The sequence below is a fragment of the Photobacterium sanguinicancri genome, from assembly GCF_002265265.1.
GTDB lineage: Bacteria > Pseudomonadota > Gammaproteobacteria > Enterobacterales > Vibrionaceae > Photobacterium > Photobacterium sanguinicancri.
On sequence record NZ_NOIF01000088.1, the window covers coordinates 1 to 19,075 of the forward strand.

The following is a 19,075-nucleotide window of genomic DNA, read 5'->3' on the forward strand; positions in this document are numbered from 1 at the left end:
CTCTGATTGTATTTATCAATAAACAATATAAGATGTTAAACATATAGGAGAGCATTATGAAACCATTTGAGTCACTTGCAGGTTTATCCTGGATTTTCACGCACTTTCTACAAAATAAAGTTCAAGCTGAAGTGGTACGTCGCCACCCTGAACTCAATGTAGAGCGTCTTGCGTTACTGATTGAACTTGATTTCGAAGACGGACTTCGCCCAAGCGTACTTGCACGCCGTATGGGTCGTTCTAAGGGTACTATTAGTAGTATTCTTCGCCACTCAACCAAGCATGGTTTAGTGGCAACGACACCTGATGAGCTAAATAAAAATGCAAAACGCATTTTCATCACTCAAAAAGGCAAGGTTATTCATGACGAACTGTCTGTTGTTCTAACGGATATGTTGGAAGAAAGTGTTAAAGATATTCCGGCTGAATTACAAGATGAAATGAAGAAAGCATTCACCACATCTATCAAACGCCTGAACCCTATCTGGAGCGAGGAAGAGTGGAAAGACTAAGCTAATAAGCTTACGTTTCCACTGGCTTTAACCTTACTTTCAAGAGGCTTCCTACGGGAAGCCTCTTTCTTTTTCATTACTAAAAATCACCTGATTTCGATGGTTACCTTAATAACAAAAAAAGCCCGATATAGCTCATGATAGCTGTCGGGCTTTGTGTTACTCGCTGTCTTGTTCAGATACGTATTGCAAATATATTTATAATGCGAGCTGCCAACGTTTCAGCGGGGCTTTTTGGTCAATGCCAGCCCTACCCCAACGATCTAAGCTATCAATCACAAGAACACGATCTGTATTCGGTACTATTGATTTTAGCTGTGCGCTCATTTTGCGAGTGGTTAGAATCCATAATGTTTCATCTTCTTCTAACGATGCTTTCAAGTTTGCTTTATCAGCATCTGTCCACTCCAATTCTGGCGTGGTTAAACGATCTACCACAAAGAGCTGATTACCCGATGCAAAATCTTCGAGTTCAGTGGATAAGAGAATCACCGAATCAATATTAGCTTCAATTAACTGTGCTTGCTGCTGATTAATCAACTGACGCACATTCACCATTAATGCCTGCTGGTTTTTATTAATTACTGCAGCTTGCACTGGCCACACGCGCTGTAAATCGTCGCTCACAATCGCAGCCATACGGCTCAGGTTTGAGGGATTAAGCCATGCAAACGGAGAAAGCGAGCCATCCTCTAAACGTAGTGCTGCAACCCCTGTTGCACGCGGTGATATCGCTTGGGATGCATCCACTTCGATAATATGAATGTTGCCTTGGCGAGCATAAACAAACAGTGGATCATCGGCCCATACAGCACCTAAGGTTAACGCAACTGTTGCCTCTTTTGCTGCTTTTTCAGTGGCTGCTGCACCTTGACTACTAAACCAATTCGGCAAACGTGAAACACCGTAACGTTTAGGCGGCAAATACTCAGTCGTCAGCTCGGTACCTTTCGTGAGTTCCGTCGCTAGCATGTATGTTACTGGTGTCGCTGTCAGAATATCTTTAGCAAGCGCCGTCGTACTTGATAACGCCATAGCTAACGCAGTGATTGATAGAACACTTTTAGTCGATAATGATCGAAGCACAGAATTACCCTTTACGTACGATGCGATAGAAAGTCGCAGTCAAAAAGAAAATAGCAGAAACAATAATAATCGCCGCACCAGATGGGATCGGTAGTTTAAGTTCCATCGGAAGAATCGTTCCGACTAAGCAGCTAATGGTTGCTAACACCGCCGATAACACTACAAAACTACCCATGTTTTTGGTCAGTAATCGCGCCGTCGCACCAGGAATAAGCAATAATGCCCCCACAAGTACAGCACCAATGATTTTGACTGAAGCGATAGTCACTAAGGTGATCATCATGACAAACAGGTAATCGTAAAAATTGGTCGCATAACCACGTACACGGGCGATATCAGGGCTAATACAGGTTAATAAAATCCGATTAAACGTGGGGATCAACACCAATACAATCAACAAGCAACTGCCTGCCAATAACAATAAATCACTGTCTGTGACTGTCAGGATCGAGCCAAATAGCACGTTTTCAAGTAAGTGAACGTTAATTTTACGCGCAACATACATCAGTAATGCTGCACCAACAGCTAATGCTAACGCAAGGAATACACCTACTAAAGTGTCATAAGGCACATTAGTTCGGTTACGTACGAAATGCAGTAGTAACGCAAAGATCATACAGAAACTAAACAGACCAATAATTGGATTATCTGGCGGCTCGCCAAGTAATACGCCTAATGCAATACCGGTTAATGCTGCGTGACCCACAGCTTCCGAAAAGAAAGCCAGACGCTTAGCAATAACCAAGGTGCCTAGCCCACCGAGCAAAGGACCAACCATCAAGGCGGCAACGACAGCATTAACAACAAATGCGTAGGAAAAGCTTTCGCTTAACCAACCCACATCCACACCCAAGAGCGCCCATTGACGAACAATATCCATCATGCGACCTCCTTCTTATTGTTTGATTCTGTAGTCGATGACGCTGCGGTGTAATGATTAAATAATCTTTCAATTTTTTCAGGCACTAATACTTCCGCGACACTGCCGTTATCAATAACACTGCGGTTAACAACATGAACATGACCATCTAAACGGCGAACCGCAGTTACATCATGGTGAACAGCTAAAATAGTTCGGTTATCGGCCACTAATTCATGAATCAAAGATTCTAAATAACGTACACCCTGCTCATCCATACCTGTTGTTGGTTCGTCTAAAACCAATAACTGAGGATCATCAAGTAATGCTTGAGCAAACAACACGCGCTGCTGTTCACCACCGGATAATTGCCCCATACGGCGATCGGCACGACTTGCCATGCCAACACGTTCAAGTTGAGTCAGAGCTCGCGCTTTATTCTTCGCACTTTGACGCCAAAATAGTGGGCTGCTGCTTTGGTTTAATAGAATGAAATCCATCACAGTCAGAGGTAGGCTACCTTCAAACATGGCTTTTTGCGGTACATAACCAAGCTTACCTTTGCTTTCAGGCCACTGAATATCGATCTCACCAGTGAAAGGGGTTAACCCTAAAATAGAGCGTAGTAGCGAGGTTTTACCGCCACCGTTTGGCCCCATAACAATATGGCATTCGCCAGCAGTGAAGCTGTGGTTTATATCTTGTAAGATGACGTTTTCACCGTACGTCAGTCCAACATTTCTTAATTCAATTGAAGGTCCCACAGTTAGCTACCTTTCTTTTCAGCGGCAAATTTCATCGCTTCAACCAAGGTATTTAGGTTCTCACGCGTTTCAATTTCAACTTTTTTCGCTTCATACGGACCGTGGGTCATATGAGAAAAGCGGTACAGCTGAACACCAGTTGCTTTCTCAATAGTATCAACATAGCGGTTAGGCATGTTTAGCTCGTAAAACAAAACATCAATACCTGATTTGCGGATTTTCTCGATGGTTTCTTGCAACTGACTAGCACTAGGTTCTACACCGTGTGCAGGTTCAATCACCGTCGCCACATCCACACCAAACTCTTGGAGCAAGTAGCCGTACGCGTTGTGCGTGGTTGCCACTGTCATGCCAGCAGTATCAAGGTCGCCCAATGTCATCATGGCGTTGTGTTTCATTTTGCGAAAAGTTGTAGCGTATTTACGCGCATTAGCACGGTAGTAACGGGCATTCTCTGGATCGATTTTCGCCATCTCATTAGCGATGGTGTAAACCTTTTGAATGGTGGTTGAAAGACCAACAAACGTATGCGGATTTACCGCACCATCACCCACTGACTGCCCCATTGCCGGAAGCAAAGGCACATCTTTATTCGCTTCAATCACAACAAGATCACTGCGGTTAGCTGCTTGAATCACTTTCATTGCAAAATCATCGTGACCAATACCATTTACCACAATCACATCCATTTCACGCAAACGACGTAAGTCATTCGGCTGTGGCTGATAATTATGTGGGTTAAAACCTGCATCAACCAAAGGCAAAATTTCCGCTTTATCACCAACAACTGCTTTTACGTAGCTGTAATAAGGTTGAAGAGTGATCCCGATATTGATCTTATCGGCTGCATAAGAAAATGAACTAAATAAGGAAAGAATAAAGAGAGAGGCTGCTTTCAGTGAAAATTGTTTGAATGAAAGCGCTTTGAAAGAAATTACTGATGATTTAGTTTTTATCATTGTGTTACCACTGATAGTAAGGGTATCGATGTTTAAAGCAAAAAGACGTATTAATGCCCGTGAGGAGCAGAGCCTGATTGTTCAAATGCAATTTGGATCCAGCTAGCATCAATTAGCATTTGATCAGAAATAACCGTATCTGATGCCATCATTGGCGCCGCGTTATTATTCAGGTCTAACCAAATTTCAGGTTCTTCATGCGCGGCAATCAAGACTAGAGATTTAGCTCCATCATGCGTCTGAGCGATGCCCTGGTAAGTCGCTGGCGCAATCAATGTCCACTGATGTTTACCTTGAAATTCCCAACTTTTATCTTCAATAAAAGGAGGCAGCCACATATCGCGTAACTCAGCAATATTAACCCATTGACTTACAGTGCTATCTGTAAGGTCTACATCAGTCACATTCACTTGTTGCTCAAGTGCATCAAAGTATAGATTTCTTACTTCTTCATGTGCCAGACGTAAATCAGCGATTAAACCCAGTGATTTCTGCTCGATGTCTGCAACCGCAATTTGATGCTGAGCTAACTCAGCAGTAGTTGATTGTTGCTTGTGATAAGGGAGTAACACAGCCGAAACCAGCAAGATAAGTATGATCGATAAAGCAACCCACTTCCCTTCTCGCCCCCCGTTATCGGAGTGTACTTTTTGGGTGATCATTTTTCAGATATCTCAACAACGTCAACTTCCACTGGATTTTCGTGGCCTGCATCAAACACGATATAGAAGTCAGTATCAGGTTTAGCAAAACTCACTTTAGATGCCTTATCCGTGCTCTCTTTCGCAAGTAAATTGTCGTCGTAATCATAAAGGTTAATATCGTAATCAACCGCAGTACTGCCGTCGCTGTAGCCCGCCTCGCAGACAACCTGATCAGCCGCAAACCAACAACTCATAAGAGGAAAGTGTGCCTGAGCCGATGTAGAGAAAAGAGCAACTGATGAGAATAAGAAAAGCGCGATTTGCTTTTGCATAACAACCTCGAAAAAGAGTAAAAGCCTGCCGATGCAGGCTTTCTATAAGAGCTAAAAGTAATACCAATTCAATTAAGTAATTGGTCAAATGGGTATAATTACTGAAGAACCGCTTCAAATGTTAGGTGAACATTCACGCCAGCTTTGTCTGCTAGTGGGTGGTTTTTAAGGTCACCACTGTAATGTGCACGCATTAGGTATCGGCCAGCATGTTCAGGAACAAAACGGATGTAACCGTCTTTGTCACTTTCCACTTCGATTTGCTCTTGGTGGTTACGGTAAAGGCTACCTTCACGCGTAATGTCGGCAGTTACACCTTTTTGAGGCTCACCATTGAAGAACATTTGGAATGTCACTTCTTCGCCTTCAACAATATCTGCTGGGTGTGTAATGGGTTTTAGCTCAAGCAGCTTACCTTCAATTTCCAATGCTTTTTGCGTTGGCTTACCAACAGTGATGTAAGATTCAGCACGGGTAAAACTAATTTTAGTGACAACGTCACGCACCTTTTCAGGAAGCAGCATTTCGCGCTCAGCTTTCGATGCTTTTGCCCACTTAACTGTGTCACGACGACCCGCTTTATATTCTGTCCAGTATGACGGTTCATTATTTACTGCAACTTTGTGCGTACCTTCTTCTGAAAAGTGGAAATCAAAAATAGAACGGCGCTTGCCACGAATAACAAAGTTTGGACGCTCAAAACGACCATCTGGCATCAATACTTGCGCTGACTCACTGCCTGCAGGCTTATCAAAAACAAAGGTACCGTGCGAAGCCGTTACATCAAATGTCAACCAATCACCACCCTCTTTTGATACGGTGAAATGAGAAGGCAAAATCCAGCGAGGGTGTGCATTTGCAGACGCTGAAACCGCTAAGCCAGTCAATAGTGTGCACGCAAGCGCGGCCGCTTTCATTTTGTTATTTTTGATCATGATTGTTCTCTTAAGTCCTATTTAATTTTGTATGTCAGCGCGACGTTGCCAATTTCCACTGCTGGCTTAATGTCTATTTTGAAAGCTTTATCTGCTAGATTCAGTTTTTGACGAATAACACTACGGCCACCGTGCTCACGTACAGATTCAGCATAAAATGTGTATTCGCCCTGCTCGACACGCTGACCTGAATCATCTAATCCATCCCACGTGAAACGGTATTCACCGACAGTACGGGTTGCAGACGTCACAGCATCAACCAGTTCGCGATCGTAACGCCCCACTTTGCGCCACCAACTGCGTAAATCCTTTAGCCACTCATCTTTACCAACCCACAGCTCAATGGTGCGTACAGGTTTACGGTTAGCATCTTCAATCCAAATAGCGACGTAAGGGCGCGCATATGGCGACGCCTTGATGTAAGGTATTTCAAACTCCACATCCATTTGGGCGTTTGTTGGTATTGGTGCTGCTTGTGCCATTAATGGTGCTGATAATGCAGCAACAAGTGCGCTAGATTTCAACACGGTTTTTAATGCCAAATTCATCAGATAATCCTTGATATATGAAGCAATTAACTCTACAGAGTTAAGGTAAAGCATTACGATTGCAGAGCGGTATTGACCGAATAAACGCCCATTAAGGCACTGCAACAAAAAAGATAAATAAAGTGACTGCTGTACCTAGCGTCATCCATTTCAACGACGTTTTTAACGTTTTCTTTTTAGGAATAAGTAGACACACGCCAGTAAGAACGAAAAACACCATTAATAAGGCGGTAATATCAATAAACCAGCGCCAGACTTCCCCACTATTACGGCCTTTGTGTAAATCATTCAGCACCGCCACTAAGCCATAATGTGTTTTTTCAATCACAGCTTCTTGGGTTGTCATATCGATGAAAACTGCCGAATTAAAACCAGGGCCTTTAAAATCCACTGCGACTTCACCTTCAATCAGCTCACCGTCTTCAATATCACGGTAAACATTAAAGCCAGAAGGTTGACCGGATACCTGCGCTTCTTTTGTTAAATAAGTCAGTAAACGCGCTTCATCGGGGCTGAACTGCCCCTTTTCTGAATGCAGTAATGATTCGGGGATAGCTAACGTTATTTCTGTAATATCAGGCTGACTTTTCACAAATAAGTGTGGGCGATTAAGCGTGATGCCCGTAATGGCAAAAAACAGCACGACAAGCAGTAAGGCCATGGAAATGTAGATATGCAGTCGACGAGACCATAGCTGCACTGTTTTATTCTTTAGCATCAATTACGTTTCAGTGGTAAATCAGAATGAATCACATTTTAAGTGATAATAATTTTCATTGTGATTCAATTTACAATGTTTACATTGGATAAAAAAAAGCCGCTGAGCAGCGGCTTATAACAAGGAAGGCAGAGAATGAAGGGTAACGCTAGAATTCAGACATTAGTTGTTTGTACTTCATATCGTCTTCATACATTTGATGGAATATTTGATATTTCATATCGTAGAAACGCTTAATTCTATCGGTTTGTGGTGTGACAGCACGTCCAATACGACTCATCGCATTCATGGCATTAGGAATATCCGAATAAAAACCAGACGCTACTGAACCAAGCATTGCAGAACCCAATAACACGGCCTCACTCTCTTCAGGGAGTACCATCACACACCCTGTCGCATTAGCATGCTCTTGAATGAAAATCGTGTTCTTAGTACCACCACCGCAACCCATGATGGTATCAATCTCATACCCTGCTTGGTTCATCACCTCAATGATGTGTCGAGTACCCAATGCTATCGCCTGAATTGTCGCTAGGTATGCCAGCGCCATATCATCGATTGTTTTCGACATTTTTAACCCTGTCATTGTACCTGTTAGGTTAGGGTTTGCGCGTGGCGAACGGTTACCATGGAAATAAGGCAACACATGAATATCTTTTGTTAAAAACGCAATATCTTCTTTGGTACCTGCCAGCTTCAATAAGTGATCATTCAGTAGTTGGTAAACTGTCGTCCCTTCTTCTGTTGCTTGCGATTTCAATTGGTCATGAAGTGGGTGCGACGTAATCACATGATCAATTAATGCGCCAGTGGCGGATTGACCACCTTCATTTAACCAATGATCGGGGATCATTGCGCCGTAATAAGCCCCCCACACGCCATCAATAAAGCGCGCTGTTTTTGACGCAGCCATATGGCACGACGATGTGCCACCTATCAGTGCTAAGCGCTTATTAAAGTCAGCCGTTTCGCCCGCCATACCTGCCGCGCCTAACACACCAATACCACCAGCATGGGCATCGATAATCGAGGTACCAACAGGCGTGCCGCGCATTAAGCCTAAATCATTAGCAGCATGCGCCGTTAGGCCTTCCCCAACAGGTGCGCCCATTGGCTTAATCACATTACCAATGGCTTTTGCATCATCCGCCAGTAAATCGTCTAACCCGATACGCTCGAAAAAGTGTGCATCCCACTTATTCTCATGACCAAGGTATGTCCATTTACATACAGTAGAGCAAAGCGAGCGACTATCATCAAACGTTGCTTTCCATGTTAGAAAATCAGGTAAATCAAAAAAGTACTTCGCTTGCGACCAAGTATTTGGCATGTTTTGCTTTAACCAAAGCAACTTAGGCGTTTGCATTTCAGGCGAAATACGGTTACCAACATATGCTAATACTGGGTGCTCAGTGGCATTAATCCGCTCAGCCTGTGCAATTGCACGGTGATCCATCCACATAATAATATTTTGTTCACTGCGACCTGTTGGGCTCACCGTGAGTGGTAAACCTTTTTTATCTAACACAACCAGTGAGCAGGTGGCATCAAAACCAATACCTTTGACTTGGACTGGGTCAATATTCGCTTTAGAGACAGCATCTTTTACTGCCATACACACACTTTGCCAGATGTTCTCTGACGATTGTTCAACAAAATCTGCACGAGGTTTAAACATTTCTGTGTCGCGTTTTGCTTCACCGACTTTTCGACCAGAGGCGTCGAAAACTCCTGCTCTTGCACTGCCACTACCAACATCAACGCCAATAAAATAAATACTCATCTTGCTCTCTCCACTAAGCTTTACGTTTTTGCAGGGTAATGAATAGAATTAAAATGCCCCCCCAAAGAGCCATTGTCAGATAACTGCTGACACCAAGTAAGTTCAAGCCACTTTCTAACGTTTGTAATACAATCAATGCCAAGCCAATACCTATGATTCGGCCAAAACCACCATCAGGGTTAATCCCCCCAAGTACCGATGCTAAGATAGCAATCAGTAAGTAAGACTCACCGTAACCAGCTTTTGCTGAGTTGAATTTCGCCATCATGACAAGGGCAGCAACCCAACAAAGAATCGATGAAATGGCATAGACATACAGCACTGCCTTTTGAGTGTTAATACCAGAGAAACGCGTTGCTTTCTCGTTCGAGCCCATCAAGTAAATAGTGCGTCCAAGGCTGGTATGCTCAAGTAAACCCCATAAACCAATTGCGAAAAAGACAAAGAGGAACAACGGCATAGGAATGCCCAATATCGAGCCATTGCCGATCACCAGTAATGCCTCTGGGAATCCAGACATCACACTGCCGCCAGAAATTAACACATTGAGACCATTGATTAATGTCATCATCCCAAGTGTTGCCAATATTGGCGAAACCCCGACATAAGCAATCAAAGCACCATTGAGTAAGCCAATAACAATCGCAGTAATTAAACCCGCCACTAAGGCTAATAACAGTACCATGACATTATCGGGCGCCATGGTGATAATACTTGCCATCACTAGGCTACACGCGTTGGTTGTTGCAATGATAGAAAGGTTAATACCACCAGTTAGCATGCATACCGCCATCGCGAGCGCTAACATTCCCAATAATGGCATTTGCGATGACATCGATTGTAAATTTGCTATCGAGAAAAAAGTGTCCCCACTCGCGATAGCCATGATGGCAATAATACTGGCTAAAATAACTAATAAATAACGGATATTTCTGTCAGTCGGTAGTTTTAATGCGTTCAATACCTGATCCATTATGCCCCCTGCAATGCTTGTTTCTTTTCATTCAGTGCAGTCATACTGATACTGAATACAATGATGAGACCAGTAACAACCGCATGCCAATAAGATGGAACACCGAGCAATGTTAATCCGTTCTTCATAATGGCTAATAATGCCACCCCAAGAACCACCCCCATTAGTGTTCCTTTACCACCTGTCATGCTTGTTCCGCCCAATACCACAGCAGCAAGTACGGTAAGCTCAAAACCCATTAACGAGTTTGGCGCCACTGATTGCGTGATTTGGGTTTGGACAACAGAAGCAATACCAGCAAGGGCGCCCATGTAGCCGTATACGAACAAATGAATGCCGAATAAATTAATACCAATTCGACTTGCAGCATCGGCATTACCGCCCATCGCATAAATCTGGCGGCCAAGACGGGTTTTGGACATTAAGAAAGACGTAAATAAAACAACAGCAACCAAGGTTATGATTGGCAGTGAAAGCCCATAATCGTAGCCATCGCTACCCACAAAGCTGAACAACTCAACGCCATCCATAAACCAATCAGGGAAACCGTATAGCCAAGCGCCATTGCTAAAGTAAATCAGTAAGCCAAAGAACAAATTCAGTGTTGAAATCGTGATGATAATGGCTGGCACTTTGAGCTTATACACCAATGCGGCATTAATAAGACCAAGTAACATGCCCACGGCTGCTGCAATCAAAAATGCGATAAAGAAGTTGCCACCAATCGACAGTACATACGTCGCCATCACATACTGCGCAATTGCGGCGGTTGCTGGAAATGAAATATCAATCCCGCCCGCAATCAAAACAACAAACAGTCCACAAGCCATGATGCCCAAAATGGCCGAACTTACTGACATATCGAAGATATTGCCTAAGGTTAGAAAGTCCTCTGAACTCACACCTAAACCAACAACCATTAAACCAATTAGAGCAGCGAGATAAAACTCGTGGCGCTTGATTAAAGCAGCCCAATTTAAACAAATACGATCACGCATTGACGGCCTCCATGATCTCTTTTTCTGACGATGTTACTGGATGAAAATCATGAGAAAAACGTCCATCTTTCATCACGATCACACGGTGACTGTTATAAAACACTTCCGGAATTTCATCACTGACCATAATGATTGCCATCCCCTTCAACGCGAGATCTTTTGCTATCTGGTAAATACTTTCTTTATTCGCAATATCAACGCCAACCGTTGGGGAGTCGAGGATTAATACCTCAGGCTCTGCCGCAATCCATTTTGCGATAGAAATACGCTGCGCATTACCACCCGATAAACTCGTCACAGGTAACATAGGATCGGCAACTTTGATTGATAACGAAGAAATAAGCTTTTTAACTAAATGGGTCGCCTTAACGTGGTCGAGGAAACCATTTTGTTTTCTTAATCGAGGTAAAACCGTCGCGGTTGTGTTGTCTTGGATCGATTGCTCCATGACTAACCCTGTGCTCATTCGGTCTTCTGACACGTAACCAATACCGTGCTCAATCGCATCTCTATTTGAGCTAAACGCCACCGGTTTACCATTCACTTTTATTTGACCACTATCGGGCTTCGTCATACCAAATAGCGCTAAACATAGTTCTGTACGACCAGAGCCAAGTAAACCCGTTATCGACACGATCTCACCGGCACGTACTTGCAGGTTAATATCATCAAACTGGCCTTTTTTGGTTAGATTATTGACCTCAAGCTTCACTTCGCCTTGTTGCTTGTACTCTCCCAATGGCGAAAATTCAAAACGCTGTCCTGTCATCAAGAAAGCCAGTTCATCACTGTTCATCTCTTCTGCTGGGTAGGTACCTATGGTTTTACCGTCGCGAATAACCGTTATACGGTCAGAGATTTCCATTACCTCATCAAGCTTGTGGCTAACAAACACCACTGTGATGCCTTTAGACTTAAGATCAGCAACAACGCTTATTAAATTATTCACTTCAGTACGGGTTAACGAAGCTGTCGGTTCATCCATGATCACCAGCTTGGCGTCTGACGCCATGGCACGACAAATAGCAACTAACTGGCATTCTGCAATCGACAGTTGCTCTACACGTTTGGTTAACGGTAGCGAGACACCCACTTTATCCATCGCTGTTTGCGCAATAGTATTCAAACGAGATTGCTTAACAAGGCCTTTGGTCCAAGCCATGTGGTCTTGTACTGCAATATTTTCAGCGACAGTCAGGTTGGGAAACAAAGATAAGTCTTGGTAAATAACTTGTATACCGTGCTCAATGGATTGTTGCGGATTTAGCTGAGAATAGCTTTTACCATCCAGGATAATCTCTGCCCCTTTTTCAGGTGCATGAACCCCAGAGATAACTTTAAATAGCGTGCTTTTTCCGCAACCGTTTTTTCCTGCAAGACAATGCACTTCCCCTTTATTAAAGGTTAAGTTGATGCCATCAAGGGCCTTAACGGAATCAAAGTGCTTGGATACACGCTTTAGGGTAATGAATGCTTCGTTTGACATGATGGATTTCCAGCTAAAGGGCAGCATTGCACTGCCCTGTATAAGGTTTACAGAAATATCGGTTAGAAACCTAATTCACGTGCGTTTGACTTATCCACTTCAAGGATTTTGTTAAACTTGATCACGCGTTTTTCTTTATCGATTTCTGCCACACCAAGGTTGTCGACAGTCACACCGTCAGCCACTTTCTTGCCATCCAGCATTTGCTTAGCAACAGCAACCATGGCATAGCCCGCATCAGCTGGGTTCCATAAGAAACCTTTATCAATTTCACCGCGCATCAAATACGGTGCAGCCTGACTTGGCATCATGATGCCGACAGTAGTCATTTTATTCTTAGCACGTTTCTTCTTAATGGCCTCACCCGCACCAATTGCACCTAACGAACCATAAGATACGATACCCGCCATATCTGGGTGCGCTTTCATTAAGTCATTGGTCGCTGCGTATGATGCATCAATGCTCTCTGCAACCGGCATACGGCTGGTCACTTCATACATATCTGGGTAAGCCATTTTTTGGTAATCAATCGCTAAGTTTGCCCAGTTGTTATGTAACGGTACAGTTAACGAGCCAACGTACACCGCATATCCGCCTTTCTTGCCCATATTTTTAGCAAGCTCATCCATGGTTGCTTTGGCATAAGCTTGATTATCAATGGTTTCAATATCCCAGTCTGCACTGTGGCCATCTGGTGATTCGTGAGTTAGGACAATAATGCCTTTCTCACGAGCTTTCTTAAATACAGGCTCTAAAACCGTCACATCGTTAGGTACAACTGTGATTGCATCTACCCCTTTCGCAATCAGATCTTCAATGATCTTAACCTGCTGAGCAGGATCTGGGGTTGATGGACCAAGTTGACGCGCATTTACGCCAAAATCAACAGCTGCTTGATCGATACCTTTGTTCATTTGGTTGAACCATGGGATACCAGACACCTTCACGACGTTCACAATTTCATAGTCTTTTGCCTGAACGCCTGCCGTAGCTAAAGCAAGTGTAAGGGCAGCAACATTGAACAAAACCTTTTTCATCGTTATCAATCCTTTATTATGTGTGTAGAGCATTGGAGATTCGATGAAGGGAATATAGGGGATTAGACAAGGACAAACTGGAAGATACTTACAATGTGTGACGGGGGCACATTAAGGTAATAACATGGCTATCGCGGCGTTAATCAAATGTTAAAATGGAAGTCTGACGTAATTCAAACAAACTAAAATAAGAATAATTAAACGTAAATAGATCACTAAGGATACATACTCGTAACATTTGGCGGTTTAATATTAAGCGAAAACATTTAAGAAATTTAGTCTCTAGCTTACAGTTAATAATAAAACTCTCAATTATGATTTAGGTCTGATTTTTCTCTCAGTGTTACATTTTATCTCAAATAAACGTGAAGCTCCCCGATAGGTATCAAGGGAGCTTCAGAAGTTATACAAACTGAGATGATGTTAACTGTGCTTTTATTACATAAGCACAAGATAGAAAGGACGCTTGCTATTAAATTGCTGTCAATTGTGGCTCATTCACTTGTGATTGCTGCATTTTACGCATTTGCGTTAAATACTTAATCCAGCTTTTTGACGCAGGACTCGCTTTAATATTGTTGGCACGTTTAGCATGAATGAGTGCTTGTTCAAACGATTCCAGTTTGTAGTAAGCACGTACCCGCGCTAACTCGACATCTGATTTTCGTCCTGACACTTTATCGAGCTCTTTCAATGCCGTTTTATGCCTACCTTCTTGCAATAGCAACTGTGCCAGCGCCCAACGGTGCTTATTGTTTTTGGCCGCCGCTAAACGCCAATACCGAATAGATTGATCCCACTCTTTCGCCATTTGCCAATAAGAGGCTTGATCGGCTAACAGCTGAGCATCCGCTTGCGCATTATCAAGTTCAGCTAATAACTTAGCTGCTCGTTCAGGAATACCTTGCTGAGCATAAAGCTGTGCTAAAGTGCGAAGATCTTGCTGACTCAACTCGACACCCTGGCGTTTAGCCAACGCTAAAGTAGCTAATGCATCTTTCGAACGGCTCAGACGTAATTGAATCCCAGCCGTTTGTTGCCACCAAACCAACTTATTCGGCTCTAAGATAATCAAGCGCTGTAAAGTTGGTAATGATGGCTTCCATTGTTGCAACTGAAGCTGTGCCCCCAACTTGATTGTTAACGGCTGAACTTCATCTTTACGATGTAGGCTTTCATAGCGCTTGATCGCAGATAATACCGGCTTCCAATCTTCAAGCTGATAGTGAGACTGCGCTATACGTAGCCACAGTTCATCGGCTTTTTGATTCTCAGGGATAGACTTGGTTAACGCGTAGTAATGCGGTAGCGCCTGTTTAAATTCTTCATTCGATAACAAGATATCAGCCAGCATACGTTGAGTGATCCACGCTTGTTCATCGAGCAACAAACCACTATCAACCGCTCTAGTTAAATTGCTAATCGCTAGTTTAGTATTACCCTGTTGCCAATAAAAAACCCCGAGCATACGTTGAACAAAAGCTTTATCGTAAGCTTTTGACGGCGTTAAACCCGCTAATAACGCAATCGCTTCTGCCGTTTTTTCGTCCTGCTGCAATTGATGCGCACGCTGAACTTTGCCCGCTGTGTATTGCGACAGTTGTTCACCTGCGGTGGCGATATTGCTACTAAAAGCAAGGCCAAGTGCGACGCCTAAAGGTAGCACTAAGGTTTTAGTTAATGTCTTGATCATTTGCTTAATTTGAACTCCAGTCTTACCGTTTGTCCAACTTGCGCAATCGCCTTACCATCAACAACTTTAGGCTGGTACTTCCATTTACGCAGTGCTCGAATCGCTTCTTTTTCAAATAAGCGACGTGGTTTTGCATCTAATATAGCGACATCCGTTGGCCTACCCTGCGGATCTATGGTGAACGACATCACCACAAAACCCTCAGCACCTTGTTTCAAGGCGCGAGCAGGATAACGGGGCTCGACACGATAGAGCGGCATCGCTTGTTGATTAGCGCCAAAATCAGAAAACTCAGGCATGCTAATCGCTACACCTGTCGCAGCCATATCTAATGCTAAGGTCGGTGTATTCGGCATCGAGGTCGTAACAGCTTGTGCTTTCGCCATCGGCTTCGCTTCTGGCGGTGGTTCTGGTGTGTCAGGCTTTTCAGGTACGGCACGTTGACGACGCTGTGCATCGCGTTCTTGCTCGACCATCACCATATCAAAAGCTAAGACTTCACCTGACTCAGGTTTACCTCGATGGCCGTTATCGACCATCCATGCCATAAACGTGAACAAGCCCAAAGTCACCACAACCGCTAAAGGTAAAGCGATCAATAATCGACGCATTAGCTCTTCTCCGCAGCCAATGCAATACTCTTAACACCCGCACCTTTTGCCGCATCCATCACTTTAACGACTGTGCCGTTATAAGCATGTTCGTCAGCTTGAATCACTAATGAGGCTTCTGGCTGTTCAAGCAACAAGTGCTCTAACGTGGCTTGCACACGCTCTACATCGATAACACGCTTATCAATGTAAATATCGTTAGCTGAAGTGATAGCAACAAAAATGCCCGCATCTTTTTTGCTCACAACATTACTTGCCTGTGGGCGATTCACTTCGACACCTGATTCGCGCACAAAAGAGCTAGTAACAATAAAGAAAATCAACATGATGAATACAATATCCAACATGGAAGTCATATCGATTTGTGCTTCTTCACGTGCGGAAGATGGACGACTAAGTCTCATCATCGGCTCCTTAATAATTTTTCTAGTTTTTGTTCACGCCATAAACACGCTTTTGATAAACGTGCGTGAACAAACATTCCCGCTAACGCAGCAACCATGCCCGCCATCGTCGGTAAGGTCGCTAAAGAAATACCTGATGCCATTAATCTTGGTTGGCTACTACCTTGCGTTGCCATCACATCAAATACCGAGATCATACCGGTTACCGTGCCAAGTAAGCCCAACATAGGGCAAATAGCCACTAACACTTTAATCAAATTCAGATTCTGATTAAGGGCGATACGCGCTTCGCTTAACCAACCATCGCGGATAGCATGCGCATACCAAGATGTTTGATCGTCACGTTGATGCCATTGCGCTAACCACTGCTTTTTCTGAGCAGGATAAGTCACAAATAAATACAAGACGCGTTCAATCACCAACAACCAGCACAGTACAACCACGGCGGCCAACCACCATAAAATAAGGCCGCCTTGGTCCATGAAATGTGATAGTGACAACCACCAGGCTTCGAAAACCGTTGAATGCAAGGCTTCTGAAAGACTGAATCCCATTAGGCTGCTTTTCCTACTTTCTCGGCTTGTTCAGCAACGAGACTGATGCCCTGTTTTTCCAAGATATTACGGATGTTCTCAGCTTGTGTGCTTAATACGTTATGCGCTAACAGTAGTGGCATCGCAGAGATCAAACCCAGTACCGTCGTTACCAAGGCCGTCGAGATACCTCCAGCCATCACTTTAGGGTCGCCGTTACCAAATTGAGTAATCACTTGGAAGGTTTCGATCATGCCAGTTACTGTACCCAGCAAGCCTAACATCGGTGCTAATGCCGCTAATAATTTCAGCATGGATAGGCCTTTTTCTAGGCTTTGCTGCTCATCGACGATAGTTTCAAGCAAACGCAATTCAAGCGCTTCAACACTGCGGTTTTGTTCTTTATTGTAAACAGAAAGAACACGACCCAATGGGTTATTGCCCGGCTGTTCTGGATTTTTCAACTGCGTACGGATCTGTTGACGAGTCATCATCAATTTACCGCCACGGAACAGCGCAATCACAGCACCAATCGCTAATAAGCCCAAAATAATCTTACCGACGACACCGCCGTGTGCGAGACGATCTTTCAAATCGGGTTCATTGGCAAGCTGCGCCAACATCATGCCACGTGATGGATCGACCACAACCGACTGGACTTGGTTTGCTTGAGTAAAGTCAGCAAATACCGGCCCATTGTCTGGTTGTTTTAAGTAAGGTTTTGCCGTGTTTTTAGCACCATCCCATTCGATGTAACCGTGATCGGCAATCATGCCTAAGCTACCTAAACGGTACGCATGAACACTCGATTTGTGACCCTCACCGTTAATGTATGGCACGTTAACATCAGCAAGTTCACCACTTGCCTTAATCTGCTCTTCCATACTTAACCACAAGCCAGTTAGCTGAGATAATGATGGCAAGGCTTTAGCATCCACAATATCGCCAATAACATGGTTGTATTGGTGACGATCAGCGGCGGTAACAGAAGCACCTAGCTCGCTTTTCAAATCTTTCGCGGTTTGACGAACCACACCAAATAACTCGCCTAAACTGCCCGTTTCTAAACGTAAATGCTCTTCAAGAATAGCGAGTTTATTTTCATTATCACTAAAGGTATCGCTCAGCTGTTCTGTTTCTTGCTGTAGCTGGTTACGCTGTGCAATCAAGGCGTTTCGTTGTGCCTTGATGCTTTGTTCTGTGTGCTTAAAGCCAGATTCACGCGCTTGATCGTGTGCGCGTTGTACTTTTTGCTCTTGTTGAGTGCTTTGTAATAATTCGGTATTCGCTGTTGCCGTAAGCGGTAAGCTAAATAGGCACAGTGCTGCAACTAACGCTTTGATTTTCATGTTACTTCGTCTCCACGTTATTTGTTGTTGCTTGCAAAGATACAGGAAGGTTTATCAAGCTTGGCGCGACTTGTTTGTTTGCAATCGCGAAGGCTTTATCAACCCCTGATGAGAACTGTGAATCAAGGGCTTGCCAGCCTGCATTTTGATCGTTCCACGTCCAGTATCGCTTGCCGTCTAAGCTACGAGCCACTAGCGAGATACGACCTAGATAAAGCAGTTCAGCTTCAATAGTATCGCTGGAGGTAAGTGCAAGCTCACCTTGATAAACACCCAGCTTAGTGCCGTAATCCATTTCAATTTGGTAGCTTTCTAAAATACGGCGGTATTTTTCTGCATCACTGATATCAGCTTGTGACATCATCAGCTCTAGCTTGGCAATACGTGCTAATCGTTGGTCACGCTTAATCGGTTTATCTTGTGCAATGATAACCTTTAGGCCATCGATCATTTTGTACATTAGAGGGACCACGCCTTGACGCGTATCTTTAATGCCCTGAATTTGATCGGTTAGGCTCGCACTCTCTTGCTCTTGGTTCGCCACTAAGCGTGCCATGTGATCACGGTAAACTGTCAGGTTTTTCACTTCTTCCTGAAGCTGTTCAATTTCAGCCTGCATCGTCAAAGCTGCTTCTGCACTTTTATCAATTTTGGTCTGACTAACAGCAGAAGCTTTGTTGATCTTGTTTTCGACAGCACGGGCACTGTCCAAGCTGTTCGCTTGTGCACTCATGGCAATACTCAGCGCTAGACATACTAGCGAAGGCTTAAATCCCTTCATTTTCTTACTCTTAAACATAAAATGACGTAATAGCTGTCTCTTATACCCCTCTCCGAGCCCACGAGACGGA

At 43.8% G+C, this 19,075-nt stretch carries 21 protein-coding genes; 1 reads left to right on the forward strand and 20 read right to left on the reverse strand.

The window, feature by feature from the left end:
• The first annotated feature begins 56 nt into the window (after window positions 1-56).
• The gene (locus tag ASV53_RS13915) at window positions 57-512 is read left to right on the forward strand and encodes a MarR family winged helix-turn-helix transcriptional regulator (protein ID WP_062687869.1); all 456 of its coding nucleotides are present in this window, start codon (window positions 57-59) and stop codon (window positions 510-512) included.
• Between the two features lie 198 nt (window positions 513-710).
• Here the strand turns inward: ASV53_RS13915 and ASV53_RS13920 are convergent, their stop codons facing one another.
• The 20 genes from ASV53_RS13920 to ASV53_RS14015 all read right to left on the reverse strand — a co-directional run bounded on the left by ASV53_RS13920 (window position 711) and on the right by ASV53_RS14015 (window position 19,005).
• Window positions 711-1,547, reverse strand: coding sequence for a metal ABC transporter solute-binding protein, Zn/Mn family (locus ASV53_RS13920; protein WP_094957515.1), 837 nt, complete (start codon window positions 1,545-1,547; stop codon window positions 711-713).
• 55 nt (window positions 1,548-1,602) lie between these two features.
• The gene (locus tag ASV53_RS13925; RefSeq protein WP_094957514.1) at window positions 1,603-2,478 is read right to left on the reverse strand and encodes a metal ABC transporter permease; all 876 of its coding nucleotides are present in this window, start codon (window positions 2,476-2,478) and stop codon (window positions 1,603-1,605) included.
• Window positions 2,478-3,221: a metal ABC transporter ATP-binding protein gene (locus ASV53_RS13930; protein WP_062687867.1), complete on the reverse strand. Its 744-nt coding sequence runs from the start codon at window positions 3,219-3,221 to the stop codon at window positions 2,478-2,480. The genes ASV53_RS13925 and ASV53_RS13930 overlap by 1 nt, the downstream gene beginning before the upstream one ends.
• Before the next feature lie 2 nt (window positions 3,222-3,223).
• Window positions 3,224-4,180, reverse strand: coding sequence for a metal ABC transporter solute-binding protein, Zn/Mn family (locus ASV53_RS13935; protein ID WP_062687866.1), 957 nt, complete (start codon window positions 4,178-4,180; stop codon window positions 3,224-3,226).
• A gap of 50 nt (window positions 4,181-4,230) precedes the next feature.
• Entirely contained in the window at window positions 4,231-4,842 is a 612-nt protein-coding gene (locus ASV53_RS13940) for a DUF6162 family protein (protein ID WP_094957501.1), read from the reverse strand.
• A complete protein-coding gene (locus ASV53_RS13945) occupies window positions 4,839-5,156 on the reverse strand; it encodes a hypothetical protein (protein ID WP_062687864.1) in 318 nt (105 codons plus the stop codon). The genes ASV53_RS13940 and ASV53_RS13945 overlap by 4 nt, the downstream gene beginning before the upstream one ends.
• Window positions 5,157-5,254: 98 nt before the next feature.
• Window positions 5,255-6,091 carry a DUF4198 domain-containing protein gene (locus ASV53_RS13950; RefSeq protein ID WP_094957502.1) on the reverse strand — a complete coding sequence of 279 codons (837 nt, stop codon included), beginning with the start codon at window positions 6,089-6,091 and terminating at the stop codon, window positions 5,255-5,257.
• Between the two features lie 17 nt (window positions 6,092-6,108).
• Window positions 6,109-6,639, reverse strand: a complete 531-nt coding sequence (locus ASV53_RS13955; protein WP_094957503.1) for a DUF2271 domain-containing protein — start codon at window positions 6,637-6,639, stop codon at window positions 6,109-6,111.
• 91 nt (window positions 6,640-6,730) lie between these two features.
• Window positions 6,731-7,360 (reverse strand): PepSY-associated TM helix domain-containing protein, encoded by a 630-nt coding sequence (locus ASV53_RS13960; protein WP_189337878.1) that lies wholly within the window; start codon window positions 7,358-7,360, stop codon window positions 6,731-6,733.
• A 145-nt stretch (window positions 7,361-7,505) separates the two neighbouring features.
• Complete coding sequence (locus ASV53_RS13965; protein WP_094957505.1) at window positions 7,506-9,140, reverse strand: FGGY-family carbohydrate kinase; 1,635 nt, start codon at window positions 9,138-9,140, stop codon at window positions 7,506-7,508.
• 13 nt (window positions 9,141-9,153) lie between these two features.
• Entirely contained in the window at window positions 9,154-10,113 is a 960-nt protein-coding gene (locus ASV53_RS13970; RefSeq protein ID WP_094957506.1) for an ABC transporter permease, read from the reverse strand.
• Complete coding sequence (locus tag ASV53_RS13975) at window positions 10,113-11,111, reverse strand: ABC transporter permease (protein WP_094957507.1); 999 nt, start codon at window positions 11,109-11,111, stop codon at window positions 10,113-10,115. Before ASV53_RS13975 ends, ASV53_RS13970 begins: the two co-directional genes overlap by 1 nt.
• On the reverse strand, window positions 11,104-12,597 hold the full coding sequence (locus ASV53_RS13980; RefSeq protein ID WP_094957508.1) for a sugar ABC transporter ATP-binding protein: 1,494 nt from the start codon (window positions 12,595-12,597) through the stop codon (window positions 11,104-11,106). Before ASV53_RS13980 ends, ASV53_RS13975 begins: the two co-directional genes overlap by 8 nt.
• A gap of 62 nt (window positions 12,598-12,659) precedes the next feature.
• Window positions 12,660-13,634, reverse strand: coding sequence for an autoinducer 2 ABC transporter substrate-binding protein (locus ASV53_RS13985; protein WP_094957509.1), 975 nt, complete (start codon window positions 13,632-13,634; stop codon window positions 12,660-12,662).
• A gap of 472 nt (window positions 13,635-14,106) precedes the next feature.
• Window positions 14,107-15,327 carry a tetratricopeptide repeat protein gene (locus ASV53_RS13990; protein WP_239928794.1) on the reverse strand — a complete coding sequence of 407 codons (1,221 nt, stop codon included), beginning with the start codon at window positions 15,325-15,327 and terminating at the stop codon, window positions 14,107-14,109.
• Entirely contained in the window at window positions 15,324-15,938 is a 615-nt protein-coding gene (locus ASV53_RS13995) for an energy transducer TonB (RefSeq protein WP_094957510.1), read from the reverse strand. Before ASV53_RS13995 ends, ASV53_RS13990 begins: the two co-directional genes overlap by 4 nt.
• Window positions 15,938-16,342 (reverse strand): ExbD/TolR family protein, encoded by a 405-nt coding sequence (locus tag ASV53_RS14000; RefSeq protein ID WP_048898951.1) that lies wholly within the window; start codon window positions 16,340-16,342, stop codon window positions 15,938-15,940. Before ASV53_RS14000 ends, ASV53_RS13995 begins: the two co-directional genes overlap by 1 nt.
• A complete protein-coding gene (locus tag ASV53_RS14005; protein WP_094957511.1) occupies window positions 16,342-16,896 on the reverse strand; it encodes a MotA/TolQ/ExbB proton channel family protein in 555 nt (184 codons plus the stop codon). Before ASV53_RS14005 ends, ASV53_RS14000 begins: the two co-directional genes overlap by 1 nt.
• Window positions 16,896-18,224, reverse strand: a complete 1,329-nt coding sequence (locus tag ASV53_RS14010; protein WP_094957512.1) for a MotA/TolQ/ExbB proton channel family protein — start codon at window positions 18,222-18,224, stop codon at window positions 16,896-16,898. Before ASV53_RS14010 ends, ASV53_RS14005 begins: the two co-directional genes overlap by 1 nt.
• Window position 18,225: 1 nt before the next feature.
• Window positions 18,226-19,005, reverse strand: coding sequence for a DUF3450 domain-containing protein (locus tag ASV53_RS14015; RefSeq protein WP_094957513.1), 780 nt, complete (start codon window positions 19,003-19,005; stop codon window positions 18,226-18,228).
• Window positions 19,006-19,075 lie beyond the last annotated feature (70 nt).